The sequence below is a fragment of the Achromobacter sp. FW305-C-28 genome (assembly GCF_058783235.1).
Genome location: NZ_JBYSYL010000019.1, coordinates 25,248 through 38,305 on the forward strand (window position 1 = coordinate 25,248; position 13,058 = coordinate 38,305).

The window sequence follows — 13,058 nt, forward strand, 5'->3', positions numbered from 1 at the left end:
GGCGAATGCGGCGCGTGGCCGTACCGGCGGCGGCCGGCATCGCTCTATATGTAACGGCGGCCCCGGGCGCGAGCCGGGCCGCCGCGGCGTAAATGGCTTACTGGGCCTTTTCGCGGATGGCGGGCCAGGCGCGCTGCAGGTAATACAGCATCGACCAGACCGTCAGCACCGCGGCCACGATGATCAGCACATCGCCCAGCATCTTGGTGGACACGCCGTGGATGGGCTGGTTGTACAGCAGGCAAGGAATCGCCACCATCTGGGCGGCCGTCTTGAACTTGCCCAGCCGGTGCACCGCCACGCTGGCGCTGGCGCCGATCTTGGCCATCCATTCGCGCAGCGCGGAAATCGTGATTTCACGGCCGATGATGATCAGCGAAATGAACGCATCGACCCGGCTCAGGTCCAGCAGCACGATCAGGGCGGCGCAGACCATCAGCTTGTCGGCCACCGGGTCCAGGAACGCCCCGAACGCGGACGTCTGGTTCCAGCGGCGCGCCAGCCAGCCGTCGAACCAGTCGGTCAGCGCGGCGATGATGAAGGCCCAGGCGGCAAAAGAATCGCGTACGGGCACCGACATCCAGCTTTCGGGCAGGTAAAACAGCCCGACCACCAGCGGAATCATGGCGATCCGCAGCCAGGTCAGGATAATGGGTACGTTAATTGGCATAGTGTTCGTATGCTACATCAGGCAGATGAATCCTAACCGCGCAGGGCTTCATAGATCCGCTCGGCCAGTTCTTCCGAAATGCCATCCACCGACGCCAAGTCTTCGATACTGGCCGAGGCCACCCCCGAAAATCCGCCAAACCGGGCCAAAAGACGCTGCCGGCGGCGCGCGCCGACGCCTTCGATTTCTTCCAGCCTCGACACGTTGCGGGTCTTGGCCCGTCGCGCCCGCATGCCGGTGATGGCAAAGCGGTGGGCCTCGTCGCGCACCTGGGCGATGAGCATCAGCGCGGCGGATTCGCCGCCCAGCGCCACCGGCGGGCGGTCGTCGGCGAACACCAGGGTTTCCAGGCCGACCTTGCGCCCTTCCCCCTTGGCCACGCCCACCAGGGTCTGGATGTCCAGCCCCAGTTCCACGAATACCTTGCGCGCCACCTCGACCTGGCCCTTGCCGCCGTCGATCAGCACCAGGCCCGGCATCGGGGCCTCGCCGTCGGCCACCTTGGCAAAGCGCCGCGTCAGCACCTGGCGCATGGCGGCGTAGTCGTCGCCCGGGGTAATGCCGGCAATGTTGTAACGGCGGTAGAGCGACGGCTGCATGTCGTGGTGCTCGAACACCACGCAGGATGCCTGGGTGGCCTCGCCCGCGGTGTGGCTGATGTCGAAGCACTCGATGCGCAGGGCGTCCAGCGCCGTTTCGTCGGTGTCCAGGTCCAGCGTTTCGGCCAGCGCCAGCGTGCGCGCGGCGCGGGCGCCGGACTCGGTCAGGGCGCGGGCCAGCGCCATGTCGGCGTTTTTCTGCGCCTGTTCCAGCCAGGCCCGGCGGGTGCCTTGCGGTCGGGTCAGCACGCGCGACGGCCGCCCGCCCGCCTGCTCGACCAGCAGGTCGATCAGCCCGGCATCGGGCAAGGCGTGCGAACAGACCAGCACCGGCGGCAGCGCGTTATCGGTGTAGTGCTGCGCCACGAAGGCTTCCAGCACCTGCGGCGCGGCCTCGCCCTCGGCGTGGGTCGGAAAGAACGGCTTGTCGCCCAGGTGGCGGCCGCCCCGCACCATGGCCAGGTTGACGCAGACCTTGCCGCCCGCAATGGCGATGGCGACGATGTCGGTGTCTTCGCCGCTGACGTTTTCCATGGTCTGCTGGTGCAGCACGCGGGCCAGCGAGCCCATCTGGTCGCGTAGCGCGGCCGCTTCCTCGAAGCGCAGCGCTTCGGCGGCTTCCAGCATGCGGGCCTCGATTTCGCCCATCACTTCCTTGGCTTCGCCATTCAGAAAGCGCACCGCCCGCTGCACGTCAGAGGCGTAGTCCTGCGCCTCGATGGCGCCCACACAGGGCGCCGAACAGCGGCCGATCTGGTGCAAGAGACAGGGTCGCGAGCGGTTGGCGAAAACGGTGTCTTCGCAGGTGCGCAGGCGGAACACCTTCTGCAGGATCTGGATGGTTTCGCGCACGGCCCAGGCGTTGGGGAACGGGCCGAAATACTGGCCGCGCTTGTTGGTCGCGCCGCGGTAATAGGCGATGCGGGGCCAGTCGTGGCCCGTGATCAGCAGGTACGGATAGGACTTGTCGTCGCGAAACAGGATGTTGTAACGCGGCTTCAGGCTCTTGATGAGGTTGTTTTCCAGGATCAGCGCTTCGGCTTCCGAGCGCGTCACCGTGACCTCCAGCCGGGCCACCTTCGCCACCATCTGGGCGATGCGCGGGCTGGCCAGGTTCTTCTGGAAATACGACGAGACGCGCTTTTTCAGGTCGCGCGCCTTGCCGACATACATGACCTCACCAGCCGCATCCAGGTGCCGGTACACGCCCGGCAGATGCGGCAGGTCAGCCAGGAACGATTTGAGATTGAAGTCGTCGGGCATTCTGGTAACGGCTTTCCGCCTGCAGGGAGTCCCAGTCCAGCGCGTCGAAACGCGGCATCAGGCGGCGGATACGGGCCACGGACTCGGGGGCGTGGTCGACCTTCAGGCGGGCCAGCAGCTCGTCGGCCAGGTCGGGCCGGTTGCACACCAGCACCATGTCGCAGCCGGCGCCCAGCGCGGCATTGGCACGCGCCAGGATGTCGCCGGCAACCGAGGCGCCTTCCATGGTCAGGTCGTCCGAGAACACCACGCCGTCATAGCCCAGGCGGGTGCGCAGGATGTCCTGCACCCAGCGCCTGGAAAAGCCGGCGGGATGCTTGTCGACCTTGGGGTAGATGACGTGGGCCGGCATCACCGACGGCAGCACGGCATCGCCCAGCCAGGCGTACGGTGCGGCGTCGTCCTTCAGGATGCGCTCGAGCGGACGCGGATCGATGGGGATCTCGTGGTGCGAATCCGCCCCCACGAAACCGTGCCCGGGGAAATGCTTGCCGCAGGCCGACATGCCGGCCAGCGCCAGGCCCTGGATCAGCGCGCGCGACAGCATCGTGACCACGCGCGGGTCATGGTGAAAGGCGCGGTTGCCGATCACCTTGCTGACGCCGTAGTCCAGGTCCAGCACCGGGGTGAAGCTCATGTCCACGCCGCAGGCGCGCAGCTCGGCGGCCAGCACGTAGCCGGCTTCGGTGGCCAGGCGCATGGCGGTCAGGGGATCGCGGTCCCACAGGGCACCCAGGTCGCGCATGGCCGGCAAGGCGGTGAAGCCGTCTTCGCGAAAGCGCTGCACCCGGCCGCCTTCGTGGTCGACCAGGATGAGCAGGCGCTCTTTGCGCGCCTTGTGGATCTGGCGGGTCAGCTCGGTCAGCTGGCGGCGGTTTTCGAAATTGCGCGCGAACAGGATCACGCCGCCCACCAGCGGGTGGCGCAGGCGCTTCTTTTCTTCCTTGGTCAGCACGGTGCCGGCCACATCGACCATCACGGGACCGGGCGGCAGCGCCCGGGATTTCTTCTTGGCCATCGGCTTGTCCTTCTGTATGTGTCTGGCAGACCCGCCGGCGCGGTCAGGGCTTGCGTTCGACCACCACGTAGGCGGCGGCCATGTCGGATTCATCGGTAATGGACACGTGCGCGGCGCCAAAGCGCTGTACGTACCATTCCAGCAGTTCAGGGGCGATCACCAGCACCGGCCGCCCGCCCGGCGCGTTCAGCGTCTGTACCCGGCGCCACGTCATGGGCATGCGCATGCCCAGGCCCACGGCCTTGGAAAAGGCTTCCTTGGCGGCAAAGCGGGTGGCCAGGAATCGCACCCCGCGCACCGGATCGCGGGCCCGCCGCGCGTGGAACTTCAGCAGCTCCTCGGGGCCCAGGATCTTTTCGGCGAAGCGATCGCCATGGCGCGCCAGCGCGCGCTCGATCCGGTCGATGCGCAAGAGGTCCATGCCGATGCCGCCAATGGCGGCGGGCGGCGGGACGACGGGGGCGGATTCAGGTTGGGACATTGCTGCGGCGTCTAAAGGGAATGACAGCGGGGAGTTACAGCCACAGAGTAGCAGTTGGCGGCCGGCCGCTGGCCATTGGCCATTGGCCGCCCGCGGTCAACGGCCGCGCACCGCTTCCAGGCGCGCCTGCACCATCAGGGCCTTCATGTCGCGCACCGCTTTTTCCCAGCCATCGAACACCGCCTGCCCCACGATGGCGTGGCCGATGTTCAATTCGGAGATGCCGTCCAGCGCCGCCACCGGCTTGACGTTGCCGTAATGCAGGCCATGGCCCGCATTGACGCGCAGGCCGTGGCGCAAGCCCTCGGCCACCGCCACGCGGATGCGCTGCAATTCGGCCTGGGCAGCCTCGCCTTCGCTTTCGGCGTAGGCGCCGGTGTGCAGTTCGATGACCGGCGCGCCCGCGCGGGCGGCCGCTTCGATCTGCACGGGGTCCGGATCGATGAACAGCGATACCCGGATGCCCGCTTCGGCCAACAAGCCCACGGCGTCCGATACCGCGGCAAACGCACCCGCCACTTCCAGCCCGCCCTCGGTGGTGAGCTCGGTACGCTTTTCAGGCACCAGGCAGACGTCGCTGGGTTTGACCGCGCACGCGATCTCGAGCATTTCGGCCGTGACCGCGCATTCCAGGTTCATGCGGGTGCGCAAGAGCGGCCGGATGGCGTAGACGTCGGCATCCTGGATGTGGCGGCGGTCTTCGCGCAGATGCAGCGTGATCAGGTCGGCGCCGGCGTCTTCGGCACGCAGCGCCGCCGCTACCGGATCGGGGTAAATCGTGTGGCGCTGCTGTCGCAGGGTTGCGACGTGATCGATGTTTACACCAAGTTCTATCATTGCACTTTCGTCGTTTCTTCCCAGCCGCCGCCCAACGCCTTGTAGAGTTCCACACGGTTGATCAGCGCGGCCAGGCCGGTTTGCACCAGCGCGAGCTGGGCATTGAAAAGGTCCACTTGCGCGGTCTGCACCTGCAGGAAGCTGTCGATGCCATTGGTATAGCGCAGGTTCGACAATTCCAGCGTGCGGGCCGATGAATCCTGCAGCGCCCGCTGGGCGTCCAGCTGCGCGCCATAGGTGGCTTCGCCCGCCAGCGCGTCCGAGACTTCCCGGAACGCCTGCTGGATGGTCTGCTCGTACTGCGCCACCGCGATATTGTCGCGTGCCTTCGCCAGGTTCAGGCCTTCGCGGATGCTGCCGCCGGCAAACAACGGCGTGGTGATCGACGGCGAGAAGCTCCAGTAGCCCTGCCCGCCCTTGAACAGCGTATCCAGCGACGGGCTCGACACGCCCAGCAGACCGGTCAGCGAAATGGTCGGGAAGAACGCCGCGCGCGCCGCGCCGATGTTGGCGTTGGCCGACAGCAGCTGGTTTTCGGCCGCCAGGATGTCGGGCCGGCGTTCCAGCAGGTCGGACGGCAGCCCGGCCGGCACGCTGGCCAGCAGTTGGTCGCGGCCGAACACGGCCGGAGCCGGCAGGTCTTCGGGCAAGGGCGTGCCCAGCACCAGCACCAGCGCATTGATGGCCTGCGCCTTGGCGCGCGCCAGCTGCGCCAAGTCGGCCGAGGCCGTATCCAGCAGCGACTTGGACTGGTTCAGGTCAAGTTCGGACGCCACGCCGCCGTCGAAACGGCGCTTGACCAGGTTGTAGGACTCTTGCCGCGACGCCAGCGTGCGCTGCGTCAGTTCCAGCTGGACCTCGGCGGCGCGCAGGTTGAAGTACGACTCAGCCACCGATCCGATCAGGGTGATGTGGGTCGTCTTCTGCGCCTGTTCGGTCGACAGGTATTGCTGGTACGCCGCTTCGGACAGGTTGCGCAGACGGCCGAACAGGTCGATCTCGAACGTGGTCAGGCCCAGGCCGGCCTGGTACGAACTGCTGATCGACGAGGAATCAGGGCCGCCCGGACGCATGTTGCGGGGCAGATGCTGACGCTGGCCTTGAATGCCGGCGCCGATGCTGGGCCACTGCGCGCCGCGCTGCACGCCGTATTGGGCACGCGCTTCTTCGACGCGCTGCACGGCCACGCGCAGGTCGCGGTTGTTGACCAGCGCCAGTTCGATCAGGCGCTGCAGGCGCGCATCACGGAAGAACTCGCGCCAACCCAGGTCGGCCGCGGGCGTACCCGTTTGCGGCGCCACCGCATCGGCGGGCTGCGTGCCCAGCGTCATCGGGTTGGCGTACGAACCGTACTGCACCTTGGGCTGGTCCGGGAAGGTGCCGGACACCGGCGCGTCGGGACGCTTGTAGTCGGGGGCCAGCGAGCAGCCGGCCAACGCCACCGCCACGAAGGCGGACAAGGCGGTCTGTTTGAACATCAGGGCGCTCATTCCTTGCCCTCCTGGCCACCGTGTGCGGGAGATTGCGGGGATGCGGGCGGCGCGTCCGGCGGGGTCTGCCCCGCCGCCGCCTTCTTGGCCGCCTGCTCTTCTTCGAAGGCGCGCAGTTCGGCGCCCAACAGGCGCGGCTTGGTCTTGAACAGACCCAGCACCACCACGAAGAAGGTCGGCACGAAGATCACCGCGAAAGGCGTGGCGGCCAGCATGCCGCCCAACACGCCCAAGCCCACGGCGCGTTGGCTGGCAGCGCCGGCGCCGGTGGCCATGGCCAGCGGCACCACGCCCAGGATGAACGCCAGGGAGGTCATCAGGATCGGCCGGAACCGCAGGCGCGCGGCTTCCACCGCGGCCTCGTAGAGACCCATGCCGCGCGCGTACTGATCCTTGGCGAATTCCACGATAAGAATGGCGTTCTTGGCCGCCAGCCCGATCACGGTCACCATGCCCACCTGGAAGTACACGTCATTGGACATGCCCAGCGCGCTGACCAGCGCCACCGCACCCAGCATGCCCAGCGGCACCACCAGCATGACCGAGATGGGAATCGCCCAGCTTTCGTACAGCGCGGCCAGCACCAGGAACACGATCAGGAGCGACAGGCCCATCAGGATCGGGGCCTGGTTGCCGGCCTGGCGCTCCTGGTAGGACAAGCCGGTCCATTCGTAGCCGAAGCCCTGCGGCAACTGCGCCACCAGCTTCTGCATTTCTTCCATGGCCTGGCCGGTGGTGTAACCCGCCGCGGCGCTACCGCCGATACGCATGGATTCATAGCTGTTGTAGCGCACCACCTGCACCGGGCCCTGCGACCACTTGGCCGACACGAACGTCGACAGCGGCACCATGCCGCCCTGCACGTTGCGGGCATTCAGCTTGAGCACGTCGGACAGCTGCATGCGGTACGGCGCATCGGCCTGCACCCAGATGTTCTGCATCCGGCCCAGGTTGGGGAACTTGCTGAGATAAGCCGAACCCACTGCCGTGGAAATCAGCGAGGCAGCCTCGTCGAAGTTCACGCCCAGCGCGGCGGCCTTGTCGCGGTCGATGTCCAGCGTCAGCTGGGCGCCGGCCGACAGGCCGGTGATGCGCACCTGCGACAGCACCGGGCTCTTCATGGCCATGCCCATCAGCTGGCCGGTGGCCGCGGCCAGCGCGTCGGTACCCGCCGAGCCGCGGTCCTGCAAACGCAGGTCAAAGCCCGTGGCGTTGCCCAGCGACGAGATCGCGGGCGGCACCAGCGTGAACACCATGGCGTCGTGCACGCCCATGAGCTGCTTCTGGAACGCATTGAATGCGATGGCGCCAGCGGAATCGCCCTTGCCCTTGCGGTCCTTGAAGTCCTTGAGCGTGGTGAACGCGATCGCGGCGTTCAGGCCGTTGCCGTTGAAGCTGAAGCCCTGCACGGTGATGATGTTTTCCACCGCAGGAATGTCGCGGAAGTAGGCTTCGACCTCTTCGATGACCTCGACCGTACGGTTGGCGCTCGCGCCGGTAGGCAGCTCGATGTTGCTGATGACGTAGCCCTGGTCTTCTTCAGGCAGGAACGACGACGGCAGGCGCAGGTACAGCCAGCCCAGCAGCAATACCAGCACCAGGAAGGCCAGCATCATGCGCCCTCCCTTGTGCAGGATGCGGGACACCCAGTTCTGGTAACCGTGCGTGGTCGCGTCGAACTTGCGGTTGAACCAGCCAAAGAAGCCCTTCTTGTCGTTGTGGTGACCCTTGGGCACCGGCTTCAGGATGGTCGCGCACAATGCGGGCGTGAAGGTCAGGGCCAGGAGCGCCGAGAAGAAGATCGACACGGCCATGGCCACCGAAAACTGGCGGTAGATCACGCCCACCGACCCGCTCATGAAGGCCAGCGGCAGGAACACCGTCACCAGCACCAGGGTGATACCGATGATGGCGCCGCTGATCTGCGGCATGGCTTTCTTGGTGGCCTCTTTGGGGGGTAACCCTTCCGTGGCCATGATCCGTTCGACGTTCTCGACCACCACGATGGCGTCGTCGACCAGAATCCCGATGGCCAGCACCATGGCGAACATGGTCAGCACGTTGATCGAGAATCCCAGCCCCAGCATGACCGCGAACGACCCCAGCATGGCCACCGGCACGACCAGCGCCGGGATCAGGGTGTAGCGCACGTTCTGCAGGAACAGGTACATCACCAGGAACACCAGCACCATGGCTTCGGCCAGGGTGTGCAGCACCTGCTCGATCGAGACCTTGACGTAGGGCGCGGTGTCGTAGGGGATGGCGTAGGTGATGTTGCCGGGGAAGTACTTGGACAGCTCGTCCATCTGCTGGCGCACGCCCTGAGCGGTGGCCAGCGCGTTGGCGTCGGGCGACAGCACGATGGCGAAGGCCGCCGTGGGCTTGCCGTTCAGGCGGGCGCCGAACTGGTAGTTGTCGGCGCCGACCTCGATGCGGGCGACGTCGCGCAGCAGCACCTTGGAGCCATCGGTGTTGGCGCGCAGCACGATCTTGCCGAAGCCGTCGACCGTGCTGAGCTGGCCGTTGGCCACCACGGTGGCGGTGATGCGCTGCGATTCGGGGTTGGGCGGCGCGCCGATGCTGCCGCCGGACACCAGCACGTTCTGCGCCGAAATGGCCTGATTGACCTCGGCCATGCTCAGGCTGAAACCCACCAGCTTGGCGGGATCGACCCAGATGCGCATGGCGCGCGGCGCCGCGAACAGCTGGAACTGGCCCACGCCGGCCACGCGCGACACCGGGTTCTGCACGTTGCGGGTGATGTAGTCGGCCAGTGCGGTCTGGTCCAGCGAGCCGTCGGTGGACGACAGCGTGACGATCATCAGGAAGCCGGTACTGGTCTGCTCGTACTTCAGGCCCTGCTGCTGCACGGCGGCGGGCAACTGCGCGATCACGTTGGACACGCGGTTCTGCACGTCGACCTGAGCCAGGTCAGGGTCGCGGCCCGGGGCAAAGGTGGCGGTGATGGTCGAGGTGCCGTACGAATCGCTGACCGACTCGTAGTAGATCAGGCCCTTGGCGCCGTTGAGCTTGTCCTCGATGATACTGGTGACCGACTCGGCCACTTCCTTGGCCGACGCGCCCGGGTAGGTCGCGGTGATGGTGATGGCCGGAGGCGCCACGTCGGGGTACTGGGACACCGGCATGTTCGGGATCGCCAGCACCCCGGCAAGCAGGATGAACAGGGCGACTACCCAGGCGAAAATTGGTCGATCAATAAAAAATTGCGGCATGTGGGCTGACTCTTAAAGCGATGCTCACTAAAGAGGAACGCAGCGCGATGCGCTGCGGGCCGCTTACGATTTCTGCTGGCCTGCGGCCTTGTCCTGGGGGGCCGGCTGGGCTGGCTGGGCGCCCGGCTCAGCGGGCTTGGCCCCAGGCTGCGCGGGCGGCTGTCCCCCCGCGGCGGGCTTGCCGCCATTCTTGCTCCAGGGGCTGGCCTGCACCGGCGCGCCGGGACGGATCTTCTGGAAGCCCTCGACCACGACGACGTCGCCGGCCTTCAGGCCGCTGGTGATGATCCAGTTGTTGTTGATGGCGCCGCCGGTCGTGACGGGCAACTGTTCGATCTTGTTGTCCTTGACCAGCATCAGGCTTTGCGAGCCGTCGGCGGTGCGTTGCAGCGCCTGCTGCGGCACCACCAGGGCCTGGTCGTCCACGCCCTGCTCCAGCCGCACGCGCACGTACATGCCCGGCAGGAGAATGCCGTCGGGGTTGGGCACCTCGGCGCGCAGGTTGACCTGGCCAGTGGACGGGTCGACCGTGATGCCGGTGAACAGCAGCTTGCCGGGCTTGTCGTATTCGGAACCGTCTTCGAGCACCACGGTGGCGCGCGCGGCATCCTTGCCCACCTGCTGCAGCTTGCCGCTGGCGAATGCACGGCGCAGGCTGGCGAGGTCGGCGGTGGACTGGGTGAAGTCGACGTAGATCGGGTCCAGCTGCTGCACGGTGGCCATCTGCGTGGCCTGGGTGGCGTCGACCAGGGCGCCTTCGGTCACCAGCGGCTTGCCGATGCGGCCCGTGATGGGCGAGGTGACGTCGGTATAGCCCAGGTTGATGGACGCGTTGTCCTGGGCGGCCTTGGCGGCGGCCACATTGGCTTCGGCCTGGCGATAGGACGCCACGGCGTTGTCGTATTCCTGCTTGCTGACGGCGTTGGCCTTGACCAGCGGGGCGTAGCGGTCGGCCAGCACCTTGGCGCTGAACAAGGTGGCCTGCGCCTGCTTGAGCTGGGCGGTGGCCTGATCGTAGGTGGCCTTGTAGGGCGCCGGATCGATCTTGAACAGCAGCTGGTTTTCCTTGACGTCGCCGCCTTGCTCGAAGGTGATCTTCTGGACGATGCCGGTGACCCGCGAGCGGATCTGGGCGTCGCGCACCGCGTCGACGCGGCCAGGCAGTTCAGCCACGATGGGCGTGCGTTGCGGCTGCACGGTGATGACGCTGACCTGGGGCATGCCGGGGTTCATTTGCGGCTTTTCGCCGCAACCCACCAACAACAGCGCGAGGACGCCGCCGGAAAAAGCCAGACCTGAGACACGTTTAGGCGAAAACCGCATTGAAACCCCCGCGAAGTTAACCGCGTCAAGCGACCGCAACAATGTGACGGCGATAGCGTATCGCCGCGTCTGGTTGCCGAAGCCGGCCACAGGTTTCGAAGGCCGAATCCGACCGCCGTATTTGACCGCAATACCCGCCTGCGATCAAAACAAAACGCTGCGCGCCGTGCGTGACACGTGAATAGCCCGTTAATGTAACTCAGTTATTGGGGAAATCACTGATTTTCACAGCACGGCAGGAGAGTCGGAGCGCGGATTTACCACGCTTGAATCACAGGTCGGATACCTCTCGCAAATTGCCCAGAAATACATAGCCCGCGCCATGCACCGTATGCAGGGGCAGGCGGGCATCGAGATGTCGCACTTTGCGGCGCAGCCGGCAGATGGCGACGTTGAGCGTGCGCAGGTTGGTGCCCTGGCGCAGCGCCATGAGCTCTTCGCGCAGCAGCTCGCGGCGCGGATTGCGCAGCAGGCACTGGAAGCAGGCGCGCTCGACTTCGGTCAGGTCCAGGCGGGCGCCGCCGGGGGTGAGCAGGGTCCAGCCGCGGTAGGCCAGGCTCCACCAGCCGTCTGACGGGAAGGCGGGCGGGGTGGCGATGGACTCGGAATCAGGCTTGGGTTCGACCGGGCGCTTGCGGGCTGCGGGCGACCGCGGCGCCCCGGCGGTCATGGCCGAGGCAGAGGGAAGAACGGAAGAACGGGGAACGGGAACAGTCATGCCGGAGTCTCCACCGGGCAGGCCACCGCCCGGGGGAGCGGGGCCTCGCTTCCGGAACAAGGTTTTGCTGATCTTGCCGAAAGACTACCGGGCTTGAGGGCACTGTGCCGCTCGGCCAAAGGCGAATCAGACTGATCCTACGAAGATTGCCCCCAATTCGCCCTTTTTTGCGGCAAACCACATTGCGGGTGACCGCAAGACAAGCCCCTACGCGGTGTGCGTACCGTTGCGGTGGATGTCGTGCGCGACGAAGCAGCTGTCCTGCGTGGGCCGCGCCAGGATGCCCGGTTTGGCCAGCGTCTTGCGGATGTCGGCCAGGCCGGACTCCCAGTGTTCGCGCATGGCCTCGGTACCGAATTCGTAGTCCTTGGAAAAGCGTTCGCGGTGCTTGGACTCGTAGATCAGGTTGATGATGTTGGTGGCCGGGGTGTTGGCCAGCTTGCGGATCTCGGCCAGGTCGGCCGCGTTGCGCTCTTTTTCGGGCAGCCGGTCCAGCACCTGCTGCAGGCCATGGCGCAACTTCAGCACCCGCCGCAACTGGTCGGTGACCATGCGGGTACGGCTGGAATACTGGATGTCCTTCTGGCGCTCGGCCACTTCTTCCAGCGTCGTGGGCAGCCCGCCCCGGGCAGGCCAGAGGTCCACCTGGAATGCCAGCGTGTCGCGCATGGTGTCGGTGGTGAGCACCTGTGCCAGCGGCGTGTTGGACACCACGCCGCCGTCCCAGTAGTGCTCGCCGTCGATTTCCACTGACGGAAAGCCCGGCGGCAAAGCGCCCGAGGCCATGATGTGCTCGGGGCCGAGCGTGTGCTTCTGGCTGTCGAAATAGGCAAAGTTGCCGCTGCGCACATTGACCACGCCAAAGCTGGCGCGCACCTTGCCGGTGTTGAGCAGGTCGAAATCCACATACTCGCGCAAGGTGGCGGCCAGGGGCGTGGTGTCATAGAAGCTGGTGGACGCCGCCCCCTTGCCGTGCACCCAGTACGGCGGCGGAAAGCGCGGCTTGAAAAAGCCCGGCTGGCCCGAAAACAGCGCCTGGAACGCCGACAGCTGGCCGTTCATGGCCGGCGAGCCGAAGCCGAACGGAATGCCTTCGAACATGCCGGCCAGCGTGTCGCCCCAGGGCACGGAGGCAAACCCCGTGGGCCGGCAGATGCTTTCCCAGAAGCCGCGCAGCCGCTCGATGCGCTCGTCTTCGGGTGACCCGGCGATGATCGCCGCGTTGATCGACCCGATGGAAATACCGGAAATCCAGTTGGGCCGGATACCCGCCTCGTGCAGCCCCTGGTACACCCCCGCCTGGTAGGACCCCAGGGCGCCCCCGCCCTGCAGGACCAGGGCCACGGTTTCGTAGGGCGGCGTTGCGCCGGTGTCTGGGGTCGAGGCCTTGCGACGTGTACTCATGCTGCGGTCCTTGTCATAGCGG

Annotated in this window: 10 protein-coding genes; all 10 read right to left on the reverse strand. The window is 66.5% G+C overall.

The annotated features are described in order from the left end of the window. Positions 1 to 97: 97 nt before the first annotated feature. The 10 genes from pgsA to AC3WMR_RS29770 all read right to left on the reverse strand — a co-directional run bounded on the left by pgsA (position 98) and on the right by AC3WMR_RS29770 (position 13,036). Positions 98 to 670 (reverse strand): CDP-diacylglycerol--glycerol-3-phosphate 3-phosphatidyltransferase, encoded by a 573-nt coding sequence (gene pgsA, locus AC3WMR_RS29725; RefSeq protein WP_492266684.1) that lies wholly within the window; start codon positions 668 to 670, stop codon positions 98 to 100. A gap of 32 nt (positions 671 to 702) precedes the next feature. Then, entirely contained in the window at positions 703 to 2,532 is a 1,830-nt protein-coding gene (uvrC, locus tag AC3WMR_RS29730) for an excinuclease ABC subunit UvrC (RefSeq protein ID WP_025137843.1), read from the reverse strand. Next, on the reverse strand, positions 2,495 to 3,550 hold the full coding sequence (gene nagZ / locus AC3WMR_RS29735; RefSeq protein ID WP_175218357.1) for a beta-N-acetylhexosaminidase: 1,056 nt from the start codon (positions 3,548 to 3,550) through the stop codon (positions 2,495 to 2,497). Before nagZ ends, uvrC begins: the two co-directional genes overlap by 38 nt. Positions 3,551 to 3,593: 43 nt before the next feature. Next, positions 3,594 to 4,031, reverse strand: a complete 438-nt coding sequence (acpS, locus tag AC3WMR_RS29740; protein WP_492266685.1) for a holo-ACP synthase — start codon at positions 4,029 to 4,031, stop codon at positions 3,594 to 3,596. Between the two features lie 96 nt (positions 4,032 to 4,127). Further along, positions 4,128 to 4,868, reverse strand: coding sequence for a pyridoxine 5'-phosphate synthase (gene pdxJ, locus AC3WMR_RS29745; RefSeq protein ID WP_492266686.1), 741 nt, complete (start codon positions 4,866 to 4,868; stop codon positions 4,128 to 4,130). Beyond that, complete coding sequence (locus AC3WMR_RS29750) at positions 4,865 to 6,358, reverse strand: efflux transporter outer membrane subunit (RefSeq protein WP_492266687.1); 1,494 nt, start codon at positions 6,356 to 6,358, stop codon at positions 4,865 to 4,867. The genes pdxJ and AC3WMR_RS29750 overlap by 4 nt, the downstream gene beginning before the upstream one ends. Further along, complete coding sequence (locus AC3WMR_RS29755; protein ID WP_492266688.1) at positions 6,355 to 9,591, reverse strand: efflux RND transporter permease subunit; 3,237 nt, start codon at positions 9,589 to 9,591, stop codon at positions 6,355 to 6,357. Before AC3WMR_RS29755 ends, AC3WMR_RS29750 begins: the two co-directional genes overlap by 4 nt. 63 nt (positions 9,592 to 9,654) lie before the next feature. Then, positions 9,655 to 10,914, reverse strand: coding sequence for an efflux RND transporter periplasmic adaptor subunit (locus AC3WMR_RS29760; RefSeq protein WP_492266689.1), 1,260 nt, complete (start codon positions 10,912 to 10,914; stop codon positions 9,655 to 9,657). A gap of 271 nt (positions 10,915 to 11,185) precedes the next feature. Further along, complete coding sequence (locus AC3WMR_RS29765) at positions 11,186 to 11,584, reverse strand: helix-turn-helix domain-containing protein (RefSeq protein ID WP_492266740.1); 399 nt, start codon at positions 11,582 to 11,584, stop codon at positions 11,186 to 11,188. Between the two features lie 255 nt (positions 11,585 to 11,839). Further along, entirely contained in the window at positions 11,840 to 13,036 is a 1,197-nt protein-coding gene (locus AC3WMR_RS29770; protein ID WP_492266690.1) for a DUF3734 domain-containing protein, read from the reverse strand. Positions 13,037 to 13,058: the final 22 nt, after the last annotated feature.

Excerpts from the sequence above, each read along its gene's own strand:
- pgsA (WP_492266684.1), bottom strand. The coding sequence starts at position 670 with ATGCCAATTAACGTACCCATTATCCTGACCTGGCTGCGGATCGCCATG.
- AC3WMR_RS29765 (WP_492266740.1), bottom strand. The coding sequence starts at position 11,584 with ATGACCGCCGGGGCGCCGCGGTCGCCCGCAGCCCGCAAGCGCCCGGTC.
- AC3WMR_RS29760 (WP_492266689.1), bottom strand. The coding sequence starts at position 10,914 with ATGCGGTTTTCGCCTAAACGTGTCTCAGGTCTGGCTTTTTCCGGCGGC.
- uvrC (WP_025137843.1), bottom strand. The coding sequence starts at position 2,532 with ATGCCCGACGACTTCAATCTCAAATCGTTCCTGGCTGACCTGCCGCAT.
- AC3WMR_RS29770 (WP_492266690.1), bottom strand. The coding sequence starts at position 13,036 with ATGAGTACACGTCGCAAGGCCTCGACCCCAGACACCGGCGCAACGCCG.
- acpS (WP_492266685.1), bottom strand. The coding sequence starts at position 4,031 with ATGTCCCAACCTGAATCCGCCCCCGTCGTCCCGCCGCCCGCCGCCATT.
- nagZ (WP_175218357.1), bottom strand. The coding sequence starts at position 3,550 with ATGGCCAAGAAGAAATCCCGGGCGCTGCCGCCCGGTCCCGTGATGGTC.
- AC3WMR_RS29750 (WP_492266687.1), bottom strand. The coding sequence starts at position 6,358 with ATGAGCGCCCTGATGTTCAAACAGACCGCCTTGTCCGCCTTCGTGGCG.
- pdxJ (WP_492266686.1), bottom strand. The coding sequence starts at position 4,868 with ATGATAGAACTTGGTGTAAACATCGATCACGTCGCAACCCTGCGACAG.
- AC3WMR_RS29755 (WP_492266688.1), bottom strand. The coding sequence starts at position 9,591 with ATGCCGCAATTTTTTATTGATCGACCAATTTTCGCCTGGGTAGTCGCC.